This is a genomic window from Chryseobacterium sp. CBSDS_008, assembly GCF_049959325.1.
Taxonomy (GTDB): Bacteria; Bacteroidota; Bacteroidia; order Flavobacteriales; family Weeksellaceae; genus Chryseobacterium.
In genome coordinates, this window is the sequence record NZ_CP188202.1 from 3046160 (window position 1) to 3067408 (window position 21249).

General features: G+C 37.7%; 20 protein-coding genes. 4 read left to right on the forward strand and 16 right to left on the reverse strand.

Annotation, left to right across the window (positions count from 1 at the left end; translation table 11 throughout):
• Positions 1–34: 34 nt before the first annotated feature.
• From coaBC to ACP3T3_RS13725, 4 genes are all read right to left on the reverse strand, one after another.
• Positions 35–1240, reverse strand: coding sequence for a bifunctional phosphopantothenoylcysteine decarboxylase/phosphopantothenate--cysteine ligase CoaBC (gene coaBC / locus ACP3T3_RS13710; RefSeq protein ID WP_426476405.1), 1206 nt, complete (start codon positions 1238–1240; stop codon positions 35–37).
• A 124-nt stretch (positions 1241–1364) separates the two neighbouring features.
• The gene (locus ACP3T3_RS13715) at positions 1365–1688 is read right to left on the reverse strand and encodes a DNA-directed RNA polymerase subunit omega (protein ID WP_002983982.1); all 324 of its coding nucleotides are present in this window, start codon (positions 1686–1688) and stop codon (positions 1365–1367) included.
• Positions 1689–1730: 42 nt separating this feature from the next.
• On the reverse strand, positions 1731–2726 hold the full coding sequence (locus ACP3T3_RS13720; RefSeq protein WP_426476406.1) for an outer membrane protein assembly factor BamD: 996 nt from the start codon (positions 2724–2726) through the stop codon (positions 1731–1733).
• 103 nt (positions 2727–2829) lie between these two features.
• Positions 2830–3459 carry a TetR/AcrR family transcriptional regulator gene (locus ACP3T3_RS13725; protein WP_047428771.1) on the reverse strand — a complete coding sequence of 210 codons (630 nt, stop codon included), beginning with the start codon at positions 3457–3459 and terminating at the stop codon, positions 2830–2832.
• A gap of 95 nt (positions 3460–3554) precedes the next feature.
• Here ACP3T3_RS13725 and ACP3T3_RS13730 point away from each other — a divergent pair, with 95 nt between their 5' ends.
• The 4 genes from ACP3T3_RS13730 to ACP3T3_RS13745 all read left to right on the forward strand — a co-directional run bounded on the left by ACP3T3_RS13730 (position 3555) and on the right by ACP3T3_RS13745 (position 5967).
• Complete coding sequence (locus tag ACP3T3_RS13730) at positions 3555–4181, forward strand: TatD family hydrolase (protein ID WP_426476407.1); 627 nt, start codon at positions 3555–3557, stop codon at positions 4179–4181.
• A complete protein-coding gene (locus ACP3T3_RS13735; RefSeq protein WP_426476408.1) occupies positions 4174–4905 on the forward strand; it encodes a tRNA threonylcarbamoyladenosine dehydratase in 732 nt (243 codons plus the stop codon). Before ACP3T3_RS13730 ends, ACP3T3_RS13735 begins: the two co-directional genes overlap by 8 nt.
• Positions 4905–5276: a ribonuclease P protein component gene (gene rnpA, locus ACP3T3_RS13740; RefSeq protein ID WP_426476409.1), complete on the forward strand. Its 372-nt coding sequence runs from the start codon at positions 4905–4907 to the stop codon at positions 5274–5276. The genes ACP3T3_RS13735 and rnpA overlap by 1 nt, the downstream gene beginning before the upstream one ends.
• Before the next feature lie 82 nt (positions 5277–5358).
• A complete protein-coding gene (locus ACP3T3_RS13745) occupies positions 5359–5967 on the forward strand; it encodes a DUF4126 domain-containing protein (RefSeq protein ID WP_426476410.1) in 609 nt (202 codons plus the stop codon).
• Positions 5968–6004: 37 nt separating this feature from the next.
• On the opposite strand, the gene ACP3T3_RS13750 is transcribed toward ACP3T3_RS13745, so the two are convergent.
• The 12 genes from ACP3T3_RS13750 to ACP3T3_RS13805 form a co-directional block, all read right to left on the reverse strand.
• The gene (locus tag ACP3T3_RS13750) at positions 6005–8017 is read right to left on the reverse strand and encodes a hypothetical protein (protein WP_426476411.1); all 2013 of its coding nucleotides are present in this window, start codon (positions 8015–8017) and stop codon (positions 6005–6007) included.
• A gap of 1 nt (position 8018) precedes the next feature.
• Positions 8019–8570 (reverse strand): LptE family protein, encoded by a 552-nt coding sequence (locus ACP3T3_RS13755; RefSeq protein ID WP_426476412.1) that lies wholly within the window; start codon positions 8568–8570, stop codon positions 8019–8021.
• Positions 8560–9264: a hypothetical protein gene (locus ACP3T3_RS13760; RefSeq protein ID WP_426476413.1), complete on the reverse strand. Its 705-nt coding sequence runs from the start codon at positions 9262–9264 to the stop codon at positions 8560–8562. The genes ACP3T3_RS13755 and ACP3T3_RS13760 overlap by 11 nt, the downstream gene beginning before the upstream one ends.
• 13 nt (positions 9265–9277) lie before the next feature.
• Positions 9278–10567, reverse strand: a complete 1290-nt coding sequence (locus ACP3T3_RS13765) for a sigma-54 interaction domain-containing protein (RefSeq protein WP_426476414.1) — start codon at positions 10565–10567, stop codon at positions 9278–9280.
• 36 nt (positions 10568–10603) lie between these two features.
• On the reverse strand, positions 10604–11407 hold the full coding sequence (locus tag ACP3T3_RS13770) for a hypothetical protein (RefSeq protein WP_426476415.1): 804 nt from the start codon (positions 11405–11407) through the stop codon (positions 10604–10606).
• A gap of 307 nt (positions 11408–11714) precedes the next feature.
• Positions 11715–13151, reverse strand: coding sequence for a tRNA (N6-isopentenyl adenosine(37)-C2)-methylthiotransferase MiaB (miaB, locus tag ACP3T3_RS13775; protein WP_426476416.1), 1437 nt, complete (start codon positions 13149–13151; stop codon positions 11715–11717).
• 83 nt (positions 13152–13234) lie between these two features.
• Entirely contained in the window at positions 13235–13960 is a 726-nt protein-coding gene (locus tag ACP3T3_RS13780) for an energy transducer TonB (protein WP_426476417.1), read from the reverse strand.
• 17 nt (positions 13961–13977) lie between these two features.
• Positions 13978–14460: a hypothetical protein gene (locus ACP3T3_RS13785; RefSeq protein WP_426476418.1), complete on the reverse strand. Its 483-nt coding sequence runs from the start codon at positions 14458–14460 to the stop codon at positions 13978–13980.
• Positions 14461–14594: 134 nt separating this feature from the next.
• Positions 14595–16328, reverse strand: coding sequence for a thiamine pyrophosphate-dependent enzyme (locus ACP3T3_RS13790; protein WP_426476419.1), 1734 nt, complete (start codon positions 16326–16328; stop codon positions 14595–14597).
• A gap of 277 nt (positions 16329–16605) precedes the next feature.
• Positions 16606–17808: a diaminopimelate decarboxylase gene (gene lysA / locus ACP3T3_RS13795; protein WP_426476420.1), complete on the reverse strand. Its 1203-nt coding sequence runs from the start codon at positions 17806–17808 to the stop codon at positions 16606–16608.
• A 260-nt stretch (positions 17809–18068) separates the two neighbouring features.
• Complete coding sequence (locus ACP3T3_RS13800) at positions 18069–19292, reverse strand: 3'-5' exonuclease (RefSeq protein WP_426476421.1); 1224 nt, start codon at positions 19290–19292, stop codon at positions 18069–18071.
• Between the two features lie 144 nt (positions 19293–19436).
• Positions 19437–20963, reverse strand: a complete 1527-nt coding sequence (locus ACP3T3_RS13805; protein ID WP_426476422.1) for a helicase HerA-like domain-containing protein — start codon at positions 20961–20963, stop codon at positions 19437–19439.
• Between the last annotated feature and the right edge of the window lie 286 nt (positions 20964–21249).

Sequence of the window (21249 nt, forward strand, 5' to 3'; positions counted from 1 at the left end):
TCTATTAAAAATTGAGAACGGAAATTTATTAAAATTATTTTAAAAGTTGAGCCTCAACAAAATTGAGAATATCTTTCGCCACATCGTCTTTGGATTTCAGGTTGAATTCCTTTTTCTCCGTTTTGGTTAATATCTTGATTTTGTTGGTATCATTTTTAAAACCGGCACCTTCATCACGCAGGGAATTCAGAACAATCATATCCAGATTTTTCTTTTCCAGTTTTCCTTTTGCATTTTCCTCTTCATTTTGGGTTTCCAGTGCAAATCCTACCAGAAACTGATGGGTTTTCTTTTCTCCCATTGTTTTAAGGATATCCGGATTTTTCACCAGTTCTATCGTCAGGTTTTCATCATTCTTTTTGATTTTTTCCTTCGCTACTTCTTTGGGAGCATAGTCTGCCACCGCTGCACTGGCAATACCGATATCTATTCTGTCGTAAAATTCAAATACTTTGGCCAGCATTTCTTTTGCCGAGGTCACTTGATGAAGTTCTACATTCGGATCGTTAATGGTTTGGAAACTTGGTCCGGAAACAAGGATCACCCTTGCTCCTCTTTTTGAAGCTTCTTCTGCGAGGGAGAATCCCATCTTCCCTGATGAATGATTTCCTATGAACCTTACCGGATCAATAGCTTCATATGTAGGTCCGGCCGTAATTAAAACGGTTTTTCCTTCAAGACTTCTGGAATGGTTATGTGCAGTAAAATGATGTTCAACGGTATTGAAAACAGTTGCCGGCTCTGCCATTCTACCCTGCCCAATCAGTCCGCTTGCCAGCTCTCCGTTTTCCGCAGGAATGATAGTGTGTCCGAAGCTTTCTGCCAGCTCCAGGTTCTTTTTTGCAGAAGGATGTGCATACATATCAAGATCCATAGCAGGAGCAATAAACACCGGACATTTTGCAGACATATAGGTTGCAATAACGAGATTATCACACATTCCGTGAACCATTTTAGACAATGTATTGGCTGTGCAGGGAGCTACAATCATAACATCTGCCCACAGCGCCATTTCCACATGGCTGTTCCATGTTCCGTTATCGCCGTAGAAATCTGAATATACTGGTTTTTTGGATAATGTAGACAGGCTCAGTTTTGTTACAAAGTTTTCTGCGTCAGGAGTCATCATCACTTGTACTTCGGCTCCTTTCTTCACAAAATCCCTGATCAGAAAATGAATTTTGTAAGCCGCAATTCCTCCGGAGACAGCGATAAGTATTTTTTTACCGGAAACACTCATTTAGTTCTAATTTTTGAAATACTAAAGTACTTATTTTTTCCCACACCATGAGGCTTTAAAAATAACAAAGGTCATAAAAGAAGTGAATTCCTTTATGACCTTGATTTTATTAAAGCACAGATGATTATTTTCTCTCTTCTGTTTTTCTGAAATAGACATCATCGTTCAACCATTCTTCAATAGCAATTGAAGTAGGCTTTGGAAGCTTTTCGTAATGTTTAGAGATCTCAATCTGTTCTCTGTTTTCGAAAACCTCTTCCAATGTAGAATTGTGAACAGCAAATTCATCCAATTTGTTGTGAAGCTCCGTACGGATCTCCGCATTGATCTGCTCTGCTCTCTTTCCCATGATAACAATAGCTTCATAGATTGAACCTACTTTATCTTCAATCTTATCTTTATCGTAAGTAATAGTATTTACTTCTGCTTTTGTATCTTTTACACTCATTTTGAGAAAATTATTTTTATTTTAAGATGGCAAATTTACGAATTATCTTTGAATTTTGAAAGTGGCTGCCGGAGGAGGTGTCTTAAGTGCTGCACTGTCCCTCTGTAACTGCATTGCTTTCTTTTCATTGCTGATCTGATCTTTAATCTGCTGCTCGTTTTTATCTTTATCGGCTAATTTTTCAGCTTCTTTTTTCTGTCTTGCTGTTAAAGTTGCCATTCTTGCTTCCGTTTGTTTTTTAACAACTGCAAAGTTCTGTTTTTCCTTTTCCAGTTTTCCTCTAAGGTCGGCTGCTGTTTTAGAATATTCTGTATCTGGAAGTTCTTTTTCTACCAATCTTGTATACGTCAGAGCACTTTCAATACGCTCATCTTTAAGATTATAAACTGATTTCATCGCCAACTCATAGCGTGACTTCATGATATAATCATAAATTTTTGAACGGAGTTTTGTACTTGGGAAATCTTCCAAAACATTTTCAAATGCTACATTCGCAGCCTTATACTCTCCCATTTTGTAGTATTGTCTTCCGTTTTCATACGCTTTAAATTCAAGCTTGTAAGACAATTCATCAATAAGCTGGCTGATATTTTTAGATCTTTCAGAATTAGGATAATTGTTCAGGAATTCCTGAAGCTCATTGATTGCCAATTCTGTACTTGACTGGTCCAGGTTATAATCCATAGATCCTTCATAGTAACATAATGCAGACATATATGCTGCTTCTTCTGCTCTTGGATCCTTTGGAAAACTTACTGCGAAATTTTTAAACTGGTGACCTGCCAGCTTATAGCTTTTATCATAATAGTTGGCATAAGCTGTATTGAAACCTACGTTAGGAAAGTCATCTGTTCCCGCCACAAGATTGGCAAGTCTATCGTAAAGAGCCAATGCATTTTTCCACTTTTTCTTAGCAAAGTTTTCATTAGCGGCCTTCAGGATAAACTCTTTATCAGCACTCCTCATCGCCCTTTCCTGCTGGCTTACACAAGATGTAACCACCGCTACAGCAAAAAGGCCTAAAATATATTTTTTCATATAAAAAATTCAACAGTTTTCGGATTACACAGCCGATTTACTAATTTGCAAAAATATAACTTTTTTGCCAATAGATTTTTTTTTATGAATATTTAACGTAATTTTAGTCTGCAGCGTATCCCAAAATCGCAAAAACACTTAATAAAAGATTCATTCTCACCTTTTTCTCCGCTTCTTTGGCATAGGTTTCTTCATTTTTACTCGGAACATACAGCTCATAGAAGTTTTTATTCCTGATTACAAATAAAGTGGACCCGATGATCATGGTAAGAATATCTTCAGGCTTGGGAGTAAAAGTAAAAACTCCGGATGCAACCCCTTTTTTAATGACTTCATCCAGTTTTTTTACGAATAGCTGATAGAAATCAAGCAGTTCATCTTTCAGGTTTTCCGTATGGCGGAGTTCCTGGGTTACAAAACCATGGAAATAGTTATACTTGAAAAGCTGGGAAACAATATACTTAATCATTTCCCGCAGCTGCATTTCAGGCTTACCGTCTTTAATGGTATCTGCGAATTCTGAAAAATTTTCTCTGGTCTTCAGCACCCTGTACTGATAGAGATAAGACATCATCTTCTCTTTAGAACCGAAGTAATAAGAGATCATAGCGACATTGATATTCGCTTTAGAGCAGATATCTCTTACGGAAGTTCCTTCGTAGCCTTTTTTTGCAATCAGCTCTTCCGCAATATCCAATATATGAATCTGTTTTTCCGTAAATTTTTTTTTCATGAGTGTACTTTGAGTAAAGTTAAGAAATTTTTAACAGATTTATAAACGTTTGTTTAATAATTTTAAATTAAATCTGAAAATACTTACTTTTGAATATGGAATTTTTTGATTTTCATCACCATAAGAACTATATCCGGAACGGAATTTACAATCTGGGTATTAACCAAACTCCGCCTGATTTCCCTTATTCTATTGGAATTCATCCGCAAGATATTGATGTGACCCATATGGAACAGCAGTTTTCCCGGATAAAAAGCATGATGTCCCAGAACTGTTTTGCTATTGGTGAATGCGGCTTGGATTCTTTGGTTTCTGTGGAGCAGAATATTCAGGAGGAAGTTTTTTTAAGGCAGATCAAAATAGCCAATGAAGTAAAAAAACCGCTGATTATTCATTGTGTAAGAAAGTTTTATGAAATCATTTCTTTTAAAAAGAAGGCGGAACAGCCCATGATTATCCATGGCTTTAATAAAAAACGCCAAATTGCGGAAGATCTTCTGGCCAATAATTTTTACCTGAGTTTTGGGAAAGCTGTTTTGTATAATTTATCTTTGCAGGATATTTTGAAAAACACTCCATTAGACAAACTCTTTTTAGAAACTGACAATGAAGATTTTAACATCGGGGAATCGTACCTTAAAGTTTCAGAAATAAAAGGAATTTCTTTGGAGCAACTTAATGAACAAATTTTAGAAAATTTATACTCAATACAAAATGGATAAATACTGGCTGGAGAGAACTGAACTTTTGATCAAGGAAGATGGATTGCATAAGCTGGCCAAAGCCAATGTGCTTGTGGTAGGTTTAGGCGGAGTAGGTTCTTTTGCCGCAGAATTTCTTGCAAGGGCCGGAGTGGGAAATATGACCATTGTGGATGGTGACACAGTAGATATTACAAATATCAACAGACAGCTTCCTGCATTGCATTCTACTGTTGGAAGGCATAAAGTAGACGTTGTTGCTGAAAGGCTTCTTGATATCAATCCACAGCTTCATTTAACCAAAATGAACGAGTTTCTGAACCCTGAGAGAATGGACGAAGTACTTGATTCTGAAAAGTTTAACTATATCCTTGACTGTATCGACAGTGTGACGCCGAAAATCTGTTTAATGAAAGCTGCCAGAAGACGAAAAATCAAGATTGTGAGTTCAATGGGAGCCGGAGGAAAAGTAGACCCAAGCATGGTGATGGTAAGGGATATCAGTAAAACCCACAACTGTTTCCTTGCCAGACAGGTGAGAAAAAGATTAAAAAAAGAAAAGATCAATAAAGGCATACGATGTGTATTTTCTAATGAGATTCAAAAGGAGGAAAGTTTGAAAATGACGGACGGAAGCAATTATAAGAGATCATTCTATGGCACCATCAGCTTTATTCCTGCAATTTTCGGATTGTATGCTGCCGCTGAAGTGATTAATCATTTAGTGAAAAAGACGAAAGATTAATGCAGAACTACAAATATCCAAGAGCAGAAAAGCTCAAAAAAAATACGGAGATCGCTTTGCTTTTTGAAAAAGGCAAATGGAGAACCAGCGGAAATCTGAGAATTATTATCCTGAAGGATAAAACCAGTCTTCCGATAGAAGCTCCAAGGTTTGGAGTTTCCGTCTCTAAAAGATACTTTAAAAGGGCTGTGCACAGGAATCGTATTAAAAGATTACTGAGAGAGTGCTATCGTCTGAACAAAGATCTTTTCAAGCAGTCATTTGGAGAAAGAACTATGGCTATGCTGTTTTGGGTTTCTCCGGAGATGCCTCCGAAATTTCAGGATGTGGAGGCTCAGTTTATAAAGCTCTGCGAAGCCCAGAAAAAGTAATATTTCCATATGAACTGAAATTTCATATCGATCTTCGGATAGTTTTTGTATTTTAGGGAAAACAATAAATCTGAAAATTAATATGTTAGATAACGTTCCCTATTTTTCTTATATAATCAGTGCATTTATTGGCATCGGACTGGCGGCAGCTACAGGCTTCCGGGTATTTCTCCCTATGTTTATTGTAAGTCTTGCCTCTTATTTCAACTGGATTCCTATGAATGAGCATTTTGAATGGCTTGCAGGCCTGCCTACGCTTATTACAACAGGAATAGCCACAATTATTGAGATTCTGGCTTATTATATCCCTTTTATTGACCATTTACTGGATACGGTATCTATTCCTATGGCCACGGTTGCCGGCTCTATATTGTTTGCGAGCCAGTTTGCAGAGCTGGGAACTTTCCCACAATGGGCTCTGGCACTAATTGCCGGCGGCGGTACGGCAGCTACTATCAGCTCCGGTTTTGCAGGAATACGGGCCGCTTCTACAGCGACTACCGGAGGATTGGGAAATTCTGTGGTAGGGACAACGGAGACGGCAGGAGCGGGGGTTATGTCTGTTCTCGCTATGGCAGCTCCTGTTATTGCAGCCATCTTTGCCATAATCACATTGGTTCTGGTGATTGTATTCGGACGAAAGGCCTGGAAAAAGTTAAGGGGCAGTAAAAATAATTCACAGAATTTATAAAAGAGAAAGGTACTGTTATCATCAGTACCTTTTCTTTTTAGTTTTTAGTTCTGAAGTCCTTAATATCCAGAATTTTGGATTCAAAATATTCTTTTTTCTCTGGATTTTTTTTGATTAATATTTCAAACGCTTTTATTGCTTTTGTATATAATTTCTGTTCAAAATAAAGATTGGCCAATGTCTCAGTCATTAAATGGGAGATATCATCATTCTTTTCTTTTACAACATACGTACTTTCTTCTTTTAACTGACTGATTCTGGGATTCTTTTCAATAAAGGTTTCAATGGCCTTTTCTTTGATTTCGGATTTTTCCTTTACGATTTCTTCTGTCCTGCCCATCTTAAGCCAGCTTTGCCACGTATTAATAAACCCGGGGACATTACTGTCTATTGATGATTGAGTCGTATTCTTCATAGTTGCCTCCTGCGTTTTTTCTACAGGTTCTTCATTCCTTTGCGTTGGTTTTTCTTCAACCTTAAGGGTAGAAATATCGGTTCCGAAAAATGAAACATTCATTACCGGAACATCTTCTTTTGCTTTTGCAGTACTTTTTTCTTCTTCAGATGATTCAGAACCCTGTGCTGTTTCGGGAGTTTTTTCTGCCACAGACACAATATCATCCTGAACTTCTTCTGTAATTATTTCAGGAGCTTCAGGAGTTATAAATGGTTCTGTTATTACTTCAGGTTCTGCAGCGGGTGTTGCTTCTACTGTCGCCGTTTTTATTTCAGGAGCTGATATCTGTTCTGAATTGCTGAGTAAAGAATCCGGCAAATTGGATTCCACACTCATTGGTTTCCATGCAGAATGAACTTCCTGGGTTTCTTCTTCTTTTTCTTCTTGAATTTCAGCGTTAATCTCTTCTTCTACGGGCAATTGGCTCTCAACAATTTTTTCCTGTACCGGCACTTCTTTGATTTCCTCAGGCTTGTCTTCACTGGTTGACCAGAAATGAAAACTTTGAGTTTCAGCAAAGCTAATTTCATGATCTTCAACTGCTTCAGGCACTATTTCTTCCTCTTGCGGAACAAGTTTAGTCTCCTTCATTTTTTTCTCAACCTCTTCAATCAGACGTCTCATTTCCTCCTCATGTTTATTGACATTAGGTTGGGAAACCTCAGCTGCCCCAACAATTTCCTCATTGTTTGGCTGGATTATAACGTCAGGCATAAATGAATCTGTTCCATGGAAGCTTACTTCAGCATGAGCCATTTCTTCTACGGGTGGCTCTTCTTGGGAAGCAGCGATTGTTTCAGTATCCGTTACACCTGTATCCAGAGGTTCTTCCGCTGTTTCTGCTTCAACATGTTCCTCGGGTAATAAAGGTGCTACTTCATGGAAGCTAACGTCTTCCTTATCTTCAATTTTTTCTGCTTCTTTTTCTGAAGAAATCTGATCTTCGTGAATGATGACTTCCGGTGTAAAGGTTTCTTCAATACGATCCTCAGCTTCAGCCTGCGGCTCTTCTTTGGATTCCTGAACAGGTTGTTCGGCTGCCGGCTCAGTCTTTTGGGTTACTAAGGTTCCTGACTCCAGAGTGGATTCAAGATCTATCGTTTCGGAATTTTTTTCTTCGAGGAAGTTTTCTTCTCCTTCAAATAAAATTCTGTTTCGTTCGCCATTTACATAAATAGGTTTAACTGCCTGTAAAACAGGCAACATACAACTATCATCCCGTTCTTCAGATGGCTTTTCCAAAGGAGTTTCCTCTTCTCTTTTAATAGGGAAAGATTTGGCTTTCGGAACAAACTGAGCAGGCTTTTCAATTGTTTCAGAATGTTTTTTCTCTTCAATAATCTCGGGCTTAGTCTCCTGTCTGATTTTTCCGTTAATCAGCTGATACAAAATCTTTTTATCAGTAGTATATGCTGCCGTTGTAGAAAGCTCTTTCTGATAGTTTTCTTTTTCGTACAGATGCACTCCATACAGGTGAAGTGCCCTGATATTTTGAATATAAGGAAATGCGTGAATCTCTTCTTTCAAAAGACCAAGGTCTTCTAACTGAATATTTTTCGGATTTTTTATTAATTCTAAAACTCTCGGATTCATCTTACCAGTTCGCTACAATGTCGTTAAATATCTTATTAATAATTCTATCAGTTACCAGCTTTACCTGCTGGTCTTCGATTTGACTTAGTGATACATCACTGTTGAAAGCGGCTTCATCAGAATACGTTCTGTCAAAACTGGCATCCGGATGAATTTTATTTTCATAATGTACCTTTACTGTAATCGTAAGTTTATTCTGTGCCTGCTGAATCACTCCGCCAGAAGGATTGGTCTGGGTATTGGAGCTGATTGTGGTAGGGGTAATGGAATAGTCTGTTATTTCTCCTTCTATCAGAATATCAGGATTTTCTTTTGTTCCTTTTAAAGTGGTTCTCTGAAGGAATCTGTTTTGAATTGCGGTAGAAAACTGTTGTGATAATGCAGGGTTCACGAGAGGTGCATTATTGGGAAATTCATTGATCTGAACTGTTTTCTCATCTGTAAGAGACGATCCCGTAAAGCTGTAGCATGAGTTTAAAACTCCCAGCAATACAAAAAGCATCACTGTTAATAATGACTGTTTCAGGCTGGTATTTTTAATTTTAAAATTCATTTTTAGATCCAATTTCAGTAATTTCATCATACTCAATTTGCTGCATAGCATCTTCATAAGCAAAATATTTTGCGGTGTATAAAAACGGTATCGTAAGGAAAAGTCCTATCCCGCAGGCCAAAATACCAATCTGAGCCAAGATTCCCACTACAAATGAGAAAAGAAAGATTGACAATAAATTTCCTTTGCTCATTATTTTTGAAATGTTCCAGGCTTCTTTTATTTCTGTAATTCCTTTAAGGCTGATTAATGGAATGATATAAAACCCTTTCAATACGAAGTAATAAATAGCAGCAAACATCAGAAAAATGTAAGGGAACATTAAAAACATGATCATCGGGTTAGGCTGATGACCTTCAGATAGCGCACCCGATACTGCCATAATAACCATTAAAGGAATGTAAAGTAATAGAAAACCACCGATAACAATTAACTGCAGCATAAAATAAGGCATAAAATCTTTAAAATCAAAGATATCTCCCGGGCTTGCCGCCTGATTACGGCTAAGTTTTTGAAGGTACTTGTATAGATTCCCCATGGCTAACAATCCGCAGAAAGGAATAATCGACATAATAAAGCATACTAAAAATGCTATAAAAATGTTCCCGAAATCTTTCTTTAGAAGCTCGAATCCTTTATTAATATATTCACCGAGTTTAAAATTTACCGGCTTAGGTGTTAAATTGACTTTCATTATTTATGTTGTGCTAATCTTCCAGGTTATATTGTTTTATTTTTCTGTATAGAGTTCTCTGTGAGATTCCCAATTCGTCTGCCGCTCTGTTCCTACGTCCTTTATGCTTCTCCAATGCTTTGATAATCAAATCCTTTTCGTTATTCTGCAGAGAAAGTGATTCCGGCCTGTTTTCTTCAATTTCGATATCTTCAATATCTTCATAACTATCATCAGGAGTCGAAATGATCGTAGGAGTCTGAACTGCCGGTGTATCGTTATTATTTTCAAAATATAATAATGATCCGTTATTTGGCTGCGGCTGGCTTTCAGGAGTGTAAATCCTGTTGATCAGGTTTTTCTCGTGATTGCTCAGATCTGCTGTTCCTCTGTTTTTGATCAGTTCCGAAGTTAAGGATTTTAAATCATTAATATCATTCCTCATATCGAACAGAATTTTATACATGATTTCTCTTTCGCTTCCGAAATCGTTTTGTTTAGGAGCATTCTGGGTATTCACCACCATTGGAAGGTGTGTTTCCATAGGAATGTACTCGGCAAGTTTCTCAGCGGTTACATTTCTGTTTCTCTCCACAACGGTCATCTGCTCCACTAAGTTTCTTAGTTGGCGGACGTTACCCGGGAAAGAATAGTTTTCTATATAATGAACAGCGCTCTGCTCCAGCTCCAGCTCCGGCATTCTGTACTTTTCCGCAAAGTCTATTGCAAATTTTCTGAACAGCAAATGAACATCTCCTTTTCTTTCTCTCAAAGGCGGCATATCTATCTGAACGGTATTCAATCGGTAAAATAAATCCTCACGGAATCTTCCGTCATGAATGGCTTTCATCATATTCACGTTGGTAGCGGCCACAATTCTAACATTGGTTTTCTGAACCTGTGAAGAACCTACTTTCATGAATTCACCGCTTTCCAGCACTCTTAAAAGACGGACCTGGGTTTGCAGCGGAAGTTCTCCCACCTCATCCAGAAAGATGGTTCCGCCGTCAGCGACTTCAAAATATCCTTTTCTGGTAGCTGTAGCCCCTGTAAAAGCTCCTTTTTCGTGTCCGAACAATTCAGAATCTATGGTTCCTTCCGGAATTGCACCACAGTTTACCACAATATAAGGCTGATGTTTTCTTCTGGATTCTGAATGAATGATTTTCGGAATAAATTCTTTTCCTACCCCACTTTCTCCAATTACCAGTACAGAAATATCTGTAGGTGCAACCTGGATAGATTTTTCCAGGGCACGGTTGAGTGCAGGAAAGTTCCCGATAATTCCGAAACGGTTTTTTATGTTTTGTAGCTCGTTGCTCATAAGTAAATTTTTGATTATTGATTTAATGTTAATCTTCTACAGCATTTCAATCTCTTTTCTGTAGACTTTGTTAAAATGATGGGTGTAGACATCGTTCATAGTCTTTCCTTCATCATACGTTTGTAAGGCTAACTTTTTTAAATCCAAATAATCTTTGTTTCTGATCTTAGAAACTTTACTCTTAAAGTATATATTCTCCGCAAAGTCATATTCTTTGCTTTGTTTTTCAAAATTCTGCAGGACCTTGTCATATCTTCCCAGCCCAAAATAGGTAACCCCGAGCTGATAATGATCGAACATTCCCTTGACATAGCCTCTGGCAGCCAGAAGCCTTTCTATAATCCCAGCCGCTTTTTTGTTCTGTCCTAAAGCACTGTAGGACATCGCTCTTACGACATCCAGATTATAGTCTCCGTTTTGAGATCTTCCTAAATCTCCGGGCTCATATTTTTTTAATTTCTCTACATCCTGGATAGCTCCTTTATAATCTCTTAAGAACTGAAACTTGGTCCAGCCTCTATAGCCAAGGTGTATTTTGGGATCTAAAGCAACCGTTTTATCAATTAAAATCTTCCAGGTTATGAAGTCTCCGTTTTTAAGATATGGAACGGCTTTTTCCATATAAGCATGGGAGAAATCGGGGCACAGTTCAATGGCTTTATCCAAGCCTTCCTGGGATTCTGCGAAACCTTGTAAATCTGAAGCCCAGTTGTATAACTCACATGCTTTTTTGCAGTCCTCACCCTCTACTGCATTACAGTTGACCTGTGCAATAGTATTGGTGTAAACGATAAGTAGCAAAAAGCTAAGGTAATACCTCTGAAACTTTTCTATTTTCATTTTTATAGGTTAAATACTGATAATAATCTACTTGTAAACCTTTTATCTCTTTCGGCATCAGCCATCGAGTGATTTTGTAAACTCCAGCAGTTTATTTGCCAATTCTTCATCCAGTAAAGAATCTTTCAGACTGATTCAAATGCTGTATTCTGAGCAGCCCTGTCTTTCTTCCACAATTTACTAAAAATCTTACGGTAATATAACCGTTGATCTTTTTTCAGAATATATATTTTCTTTTTTAAGTTTCAGTGGTCACAATTTTTTTCTCCTTTGGAGCTAAATTCCTTTGAGCCCCTGAAACTTAATTTTATACCGCTGTTCTCCCTAAAAGTGTGCCTTGGGTATTGTCATACACAAAAACGTTCACAATGTCACCTATTTTCTGTCCCTCTAATTTATCAAAAACACATACGGCATTCTGAGAATTTCTTCCTTTCCACTGGTTTTTGTTCTTCTTGGAAATTCCCTCAATTAAAATCTGGTGAACTTTTCCAACATAAGATTTCATTCTTTGTCTTGAAAGCTCTCCCTGAAGTGCGATAACTTCTGCAAGACGTCTCTGCTTTACATCAGCAGGAATATTGTCTTCCATTTTCTTATGAGCCGGGGTTCCCGGTCTTTCTGAGTATGCAAACATATAACCGTAGTCATATTCCACTTCTCCCATCAGGCTTAGCGTATCCTGGTGGTCTTCTTCTGTTTCGTTACAGAATCCTACGATCATATCCTGAGAAAAGGCTACTTCAGGAACAATTTCCTTCGCTTTTCTGATCAGGTCAAGGTATTCTTCACGGGTATGCTGTCTGTTCATCGCTTCAAGCATATTATTGCTTCCGCTTTGTACAGGAAGGTGTACATATTTACAGATATTGTCATGTTTTGCCATCATTCTGAATACATCCAGACTCATATCCTGCGGATTTGAAGTAGAGAATCTGATTCTTAATTCAGGGACAGCTTTAGCCACCAAATCAAGCAGCTGAGCAAAATTAACCGCTGTTGCTTTCTGCATTTCAGAAGCTTTGGCAAAATCTTTTTTAGGACCACCTCCATACCAAAGGTAAGAGTCTACGTTTTGTCCTAAAAGGGTAATTTCTTTATATCCGTTATTAGCAAGGTCTTTACATTCTTCAATAATAGAGTGTGGATCACGGCTTCTTTCTCTTCCTCTGGTAAAAGGAACTACACAGAATGTACACATGTTATCACAACCCCTGGTAATGGTAACAAAAGCGGTAACTCCGTTTCCTCCTAAACGGACAGGATTGATATCTGCGTAGGTTTCTTCTTTGGAAAGAATAACATTGATGGCATCTCTTCCGTCATCCGTTTCTTTTAAAAGATTCGGCAGATCTCTATAGGCATCCGGACCTACAACAAGATCCACCAGTTGTTCTTCTTCTAAGAATTTGGTTTTCAACCTTTCCGCCATACATCCCAACACCCCTACCGTCATATTCGGCTTTTCTTTTTTCAGGTTTTTAAATTGGGAAAGACGCATTCTCACGGTCTGTTCCGCTTTTTCACGGATGGAACATGTATTTAAAAGAATCAGGTCAGCCTCTTCAACTTTCATCGTTGTATTATACCCCTGTTCATTAAGAATGGATGCAACAATTTCAGAGTCAGAAAAGTTCATCTGACAACCATAGCTCTCTAAAAACAGTTTTTTAGAATTTTCCGGTCTTTCGGCAATAGCAAAAGCTTCGCCCTGCTTTGTTTCGTCTATATATTTTTCCTGCACGATAATCAATTTAAGGCCCGTAATAATAAATTACGAACGAATAAGTCTGCAAAGATACAAAATATTGTGACAGAATGTCAGGATTATCTTTCAGTAAATGTGATTGAAAACTGTACCGGAAATGAAATCCTCTCAACGATAGGAATATTTTTATAAAATGCTGGTACCCAAACTTTTTTCATCCTGGAAAGAGTCCGCATAAAATCAGTATTGAAATTTTTATTATCAACCTCGGGATAAATTCTGGGATTAATAATATGCCCGTCTTTACTAATATAAAATTCCAGATTTACTTTACCATTAAGTTGGTAATCTGAAAAAATCGTCATAAAATTATCGTGAAACAAGGTATGAAAAGCTTTCGCTCCTTCCGGATACTTAGCATGTGCAACAAATTTGCCGGCATCATAACCCGGTTTATAATTGCTCATCAAGTCCTTTGGATATAAAATAAATTCCGTGATTGCCCCAATTTTCCACCCTTTTGCTTCAGCAGGTTTCCATTTTTTAAGATTTTTAAGAAGTATCCTGGAAAGATCATATGCACATTTGTTTCTTGCAATATTAGCTGTATCTGAATCCTTGATGAACTTCACCTCAGCCTTTTCTGTTACAATGATTCGGGGTTGATAAATCTCCTTCTCACTGCACTCTTTAAAGTTATTATTGACAAGATATTCATGGGCATCTTTATAGAAGTTAACGGTTCCACCTTCATAAAAGCTTTGTTTTTCCGGGTATTCATCAAGTATCTGTGCTTTATATACAGATACAAAAGCCAGAAAGAAGACAATCAATTTTTTTTTCATTATTGTGTTTAAATTATTTAATCAATATCTGCTGAAATGGAAGAAAAGTTCATTTTAACTTTAATCTGTGAAGCTACTGGCTGTCCGTTACAAGACGCCGGAGTCCAGTTCTTTTTAATTCTTCTCACCACATACTGCATATCATCAAAAAAAACCTCGCTGTTGGCAACTTTAGGCATTCCTTTCACATCTAGAACTTTTCCTTTTTCATCAAGCACTAAGGTAAATATAAAATCTCCCGTCAAAGCATAAAAATCAGCATTCAGATACGCATACATGTATTTGTTCAGGATATCTTTGTATGCTGCTACACCTCCATCATAAGCCGCTGGTTTAAAATCATTGCATTTTACAGCGACCTGCATAAAAGGTTCTTTAATATCTATTTTTAAAAGATTTTTATTGCTGTCTCTTATAAATGAATCATCACGTTCTTCCTGATCCTGTGCAAATGAAAAATTCACTGCACATAAGGCCAAAAATAAAAGTATCGTCCTCATAATTTTGTTTACTAATAATAAACAAAGGTAAATATTTACCCCATTGATTAAAAAGAAAAACTTCACACCAGGTATGAAGTTTTAAATATTGATTCTGAATTTCAGATCTACCTGAAACTCATTTACTTTTTGGTTTATAGCAAGCCTTTGATATGTTTATAATTGCTTTTTACGGTTTCAAAAACCTCATCCATTTTACCTCCCAGCATCAGCTGTGCCATAGATTTGGTCATTCCCATAATCTGGTCAAATTCAACCTTAGGAGGAAGAGCCAGCGCATTAGGATTGGTAAAAATATTCAGAAGATAAGGTCCGTTGTACTCCAGACATTCTTTGATAGCACCCTCCACATCTTGCGGCAAATGTACATTTTTGCCGGGATAACCCATTGCATGTGCTACCATGGCAAAGTCAGGATTGATCATATCGGTTTCATTATCCGGCATTCCTCCCACTTCCATTTCCAGCTTTACCATTCCCAGGGTTCTGTTGTTGAACACAATCAGCTTTATGGGTAATTTATACTGAAAAATAGTGGCCATATCTCCCAATAACATGGATAGTCCTCCATCACCGCACATCGCAATCACCTGCTTTTCAGGGTGAGCTAAAGCCGCTCCTATGGCCATTGGCATTGCATTCGCCATTGAACCATGATTAAACGAACCAAGCATTTTCCTTTCACCGGTTCCCGTAATAAATCTCGCTCCCCACACACAGCACATTCCGGTGTCTACGGTAAAAATAGCATCATTTTTAGCCAATTGGTCTAAAGTATGGGCAACATATTCCGGCTGGATCGCATTTTCTTTTCCAAAATCTTTTACATATTCCAGCTGCCCTTCTTTTACTTTATCATAAAATGCCAGCTGCTCATTCAGGAAGTGCACATCTGTCTTTTCTTCCAGTAAGGGAAGCAGTGCTTTAATGGTTTCTTTCACATCTCCTGCAAGCCCCAGCTCAAGCTTTGCTCTTCTTCCCAATCTTTCAGGACTCTCATCGATCTGTACTATTTTATTTTTTACCGGCATGAATTTCTGATATGGAAAATCTGTACCTAAAAGAATCACCAGATCCGCCTCGTGCATGGCATGATACGCAGAAGGGAACCCTAACAATCCTGTAAGTCCCACTTCATTTGGGTTATTCGGCTGAATGGCCATTTTGCCACGGAATGAATATCCTACAGGTGCTTTTAACAGATGGGATAATGCAATAACTTCCTCACTTGCTTCAGCAGCTCCGACTCCACAATATAACGTTACTTTTTTACTGTCGTTTATCAGTGCCGATAAATTTTTTAGCTCATCATCCGAAGGCCTTATAACAGGATTGGTTTTAAATAGTTGAGTGGAAGTAGATCCTTCTTCTGCCTCCAGCTCAGAAACATCTCCCGGCAGACCTATCACCGCAACGCCTTTTTTGGAAATGGCATGCTGAATAGCCGTCTGAACGGTTCTCTGCACCTGCTCCGGTCTTGTAATCATCTGATTATAATAGCTACAGTCATCAAAGAGTTTTATCGTATTGGTTTCCTGAAAGTAATCCATTCCCATTTCGTCACTCGGAATTGTGGAAGCAATCACCAGCATGGGAACATGAGAACGATGTGCCTCATACACTCCATTAATAAGATGAACGTGTCCCGGGCCGCAGCTTCCTGCGCATACTGCCAGACCATCCAGTTCAGCCTCAGCAGCGGCAGCATAAGCTCCTACCTCTTCATGGCGTACATGAATCCATTGGATGCTGCTTTTCTTGACAGCAATATTCAGATGATTGAGGCTGTCGCCGGTTACCGCATAAATTCTTTTCACATTGGCATTTTCGAGCATTTCAACAATCTGCTCTGCTATATTTTTGGCCATAATTTCTCTGTTTTGGTGGTTGTTTTTTGATGAAAAATAGTATTTGACGGGAATAATAATTTCCTATCTCTATCAAATTTAGCCAATAAAGTTGGAATCCCTGTCAGGTTTCAATGTTAAAAAATTGTAATTTAATTTTAAATTCTTTTTCTATTTAAACCTCACGGGTTTTGAAAACCTGTGAGGTTTAGTCCATTAATAAAAGGTAAAGTATGCCAATTCAAAAAACAAATACAGCCACCTTTCCGGGTGGCTGTTTATATAATATGTTTCAGGTTTACATTACTATTTCGATCTGATTTCTCAACAGGTCTTCAAACTCGTCTCTTTTACGGATCAGGTGAGCCTTCCCATCTAAGAATAGTACTTCCGCAGGTTTTAATCTTGAATTGAAGTTTGAACTCATTTCAAAACCATACGCCCCTGCATTGTGGAAAGCAAGAATATCGCCTTCTCTTACTTCATTCAGTTTTCTGTCCCAAGCAAACGTATCGGTTTCGCAGATGTTTCCTACAACCGTATAAATTCTTTCTGCTCCTTTTGGATTGGATAAATTCTCAATCATATGGTAAGAATCGTAAAACATAGGACGGATCAGGTGGTTGAATCCGGAGTTTACGCCTACGAATACCGTAGCTGTAGTCTGCTTAATTACATTAGCTTTCACCAGTAGGTAGCCGCTCTTTCCTACCAAAAATTTTCCGGGTTCAAACCATAATTCGAATTTCTTTCCGGTAGATTTTGAAAATTCAGAAATTACTTTTTCTACTTTTTTTCCCAGTGTTCTTACATCAGTTTCTTCTTCACTGTCCTGATATGGAATTTTGAAACCACTTCCCATATCCAGATATTTCAGGTTCGGGAAATGCTCAGAAAGCTCCAGCATAATCTCCAGCGCCTGCAGAAATACGTCCGGATCTTTAATCTCGCTTCCTGTATGCATGTGAAGTCCTTCCACATTCAGGTTTGTACTTTTCATCACTCTTTCGATGTGGCGAACCTGATGAATGGAAATACCGAATTTACTGTCGATATGCCCTGTTGAAATTTTATAGTTACCCCCGGCAAAAATATGCGGATTGATTCTTACTAAAATCGGATATGAATTTCCGTATTTATTCCCGAACTGCTCAAGAATAGAAATGTTATCAATGTTGATATGAACTCCGAAGGTCATTGCTTCCTCTATTTCAGCCAAGTCAACACAATTAGGAGTAAACAATATTTTTTCTTTCAAAAACCCTGCCTTTAATCCAAGCTTGACTTCGTTAATAGATACACAATCCAAAGAAGCACCCAGGTTCTTGACATATTTGAGGATGTTGATATTGGTCAAGGCCTTCGCCGCATAGAAGAACTTAGTATGTTTTAAAAAAGAAGATGTAAGTTTCTCATATTGAACTTTGATGGACTCAGCATCATAAACATACACGGGTGTGCCAAATTCACTGGCAATCTTTAATAATTCTTTTGAATTCATAATTTCATTTTAACATAAAAAAAGGCAGATTCTTCGAAAAAGAGCCTGCCACATTGATTATTTTTTATGCAAGACAAGTCTTTTAAATATTCCAAACCTTAGAGAACTTTACAGCTCCCTTTTTTCCAGTTTTATGTTGTTTAAAATTTTGCATTGCTTCTATTTATTTTTTACAAAAATACTATTTATTTTTTACTTCGGAAAAACTGATTTGAATTATACTTCCTCCAGTACAGAATCTGTAACGTATACACTCTCTATTACTTGGGGAGCGGCAATATCTCAAAATCACCGCGGAGCAGTGCCAGCTGCAATTCATTATTCAGATCTGCGGAAGATAACATAAGATCAATTTTCAGCTTCGCCAGCTTACTCAGCGTCTGGATTTGGGTGAATAATTCATAAAAGCCAAAGGAAATCACTTTTCCGTTTTCTATGATTAAAAACAGCTTTTCACCCAGCTTTCTTCCCTGGCCCAGCCACAATTCATTTCTTTTTCTGAATTCTATCCTCTGTTTCAATGCAGAAAAATCATGAAGCTCTTCCTGAGAACCAATAAACTGAACGGCTTTTGTCCCCTGGGTAAATGACCTGAATTTTAAAACCGGTTTTTCAGTTTTATTGAGTGTATTTTTCTCAACTACATATTTGCTATTCCTGAAATACAGCCCGAAAGGTAAGACCTCTTTCTTTTTAATATTTTTGGAATTCAGAATCAGCTTGGCAATAATATCAGTTCCGGTAAGCTCAAAATTGATTTGCTCAACATCTTTCTGGATCCGTTCCCATTTTTTTGATTTGGAATTGAAAACTTTTTTGGAAAATTTGTTGATATCCTGAACATAATCCGAGAACATAATACGTCCTGCTTCATCCTGAAAATACACAAAACCTTTGTCATTAGGAAGATCCTGGGTAAGTTCTTTTATCTTGTTGATGTATGTTTTTGCATTAGACTCATCATGCTGTTTCTGGATAATTTCATTTTCTATATCTTTTGAAATCAGGAGTTTGAAAAGTTCTAATGTAGCCCTAGCATCGCCTTCAGCCCTATGATGATTGGTCAAAGGAATCCCTAATGATTTTACCAGTTTTCCCAAGGAGTAGCTTACCTCATCAGGAATCAGTTTTTTCGCTAAGGGAATTGTATCTAAAGTATTGATTTTAAAATCATAACCAAGCCTTTTAAATGACTGACGGAGCATTCTGTAATCAAAATCAATATTATGACCTACCAATGTTGTATTTTGAGTTATTTCGATGACTCTTTTGGCAATTTCATGAAATTTCGGGGCTGTTTTGACCATTTTAGGGGTAATACTGGTCAGTTTTTGTACAAAAGGGGTAATATCACCTTCGGGGTTTACAAGAGAGATAAACTGGTCAGTAATTTTCTGACCATCATATCTGTAGATGGCGATATCTATAATGCATTCATTTCTATAACCTGCACCATTACTTTCTATATCTATAATTGAATACATTTACTGTGTGTTAACTGCTGTTTTGTCATTTATTTAACCCGGCATCTTATTCCCCAATAAAATCCGATTCTATTACTGTTAAGTAAAGATAACCTGCTAAAATAACAAAAAATATATCAAAATATAGCAGGTTATCTTCCAAAATTATCTTCTTCTGCCTCCCAGGCCAAACATTCCGAGAATAGCTTTTGCCCCTTCTCTCATTAATGTAGAGGTAAAAGTACGCCCGGCTTTACTCTGTAATACCTGTTCAAACATTCCCGGCTCTTCTTTTACCGGTTTTGTCTTTTGGGCTGGTGCTGGATTTTGTGCGGCCTGCTCCATTCTGGTGGTCAGCATTTCGTAAGCAGATTCCCTGTCAACAGGCTGCTCATATTTTGCAACCAGTGCCGATCTGGAAGTCAGATCGGAAATTTCGCCATCACTCAAAACATCCATTCTTGATTCCGGAGAGATCAGATAAGTATGTACTAATGGTGTAGGTATTCCTTTTTCATCCAAAGCAGTGACAAAAGCTTCCCCGATTCCCAAATTCTGGATCAGGCCGGAAGCATTGTAATATTCTGTGGTGGGATAGTTTTCAACAGCTTTCGTAATTTCTTTTTTATCTTTTGCAGTAAAGCCTCTTAGTGCATGCTGTATTTTCAATCCTAATTGAGAAAGTACATTTTCAGGGACATCACCAGGAATCTGGGTAATAAAATAGATCCCTACTCCTTTGGAACGGATCAGTTTTACCATGGTTTCAATCTGTGAAAGAAGCGCTTTGGATGCTTCATCAAAAATCAGGTGGGCCTCATCAATGAAAAGCACCAATTTTGGCTTACCACTATCCCCTTCTTCCGGGAATGTCATATAAATTTCGGCAAAAAGCGAAAGCATAAACGTGGAGAACAGCTGTGGCTTATTCTGAATATCTGCTACTCTTAAAATGTTCACAACTCCTTTTCCGTCTCTTGTTTCCAGCAAATCCTGAACATCGAAGCTTAATTCTCCAAAGAATCCTGCCGCCCCCTGCTGTTCCAGCGCTACAATAGATCTTAAAATTGCTCCGAGAGACGCAGGCGCAATAGATCCGTAATTGGCGGCAAGCTCCGCTTTTCCCTGTGCATTATCCGTCACGTATTGCAGCACTTTCTTCAGATCATTAAGATCAATTAACGGAAGTCCTTTATCATCACAGTATTTGAAAACAATAGACATGATGCTTTGCTGCGTATCATTAAGCTCAAGAATCTTGCTTAATAAAACAGGCCCGAATTCTGTAACAGTAGCTCTTAACTTGACCCCTTTTCCACCGGAAATACTCATCAATTCTACCGGAAAACCTTGTGGATTGTATGGAAGCTGTGTTTTGGCATATCTTTCTTCAATAATAGGGTTCATCTGCCCCGCTTCAGCAATTCCCGAGAAATCTCCTTTAATATCAAGAACCAGAGAGGGTATTCCTGCATGGGAAAGCTGTTCTGCAAACACCTGCAATGTTTTCGTCTTACCGGTTCCGGTAGCTCCGGCGATAAGGCCATGGCGGTTAATGGTTTTTAAAGGAATCGTTACGTTTACGTCTGGAACGACTTCTCCATCCAGCATTCCTTTTCCTAATATAATATGTTCTCCTTTCGGAGTATATCTAGCATTTAATTCTTCAATAAATTGTGCTTTGTCTGCCATCTGATTGTTTTTTTAAACTTATAAATATAAAATTTTTTGGAAGATACTTCGGATATTTTCTGATGAACTTTCAGTACCTCATAAATAAAATTTTGTTCCTGCATTAAACAAATTTTAAACCATAGCGATTAATTATTAAAAAAATGCCTCCCATAAAAGAACATGATAAAAAACAGAATTCCCGTCTTAACATTATGTAAGGCATCCTTTTTGCTAAAAAAATACACACATTAAACGTGCGTTTAATTAGTATTGAAAGAAACTATCAATGGGATTTAACATTTCA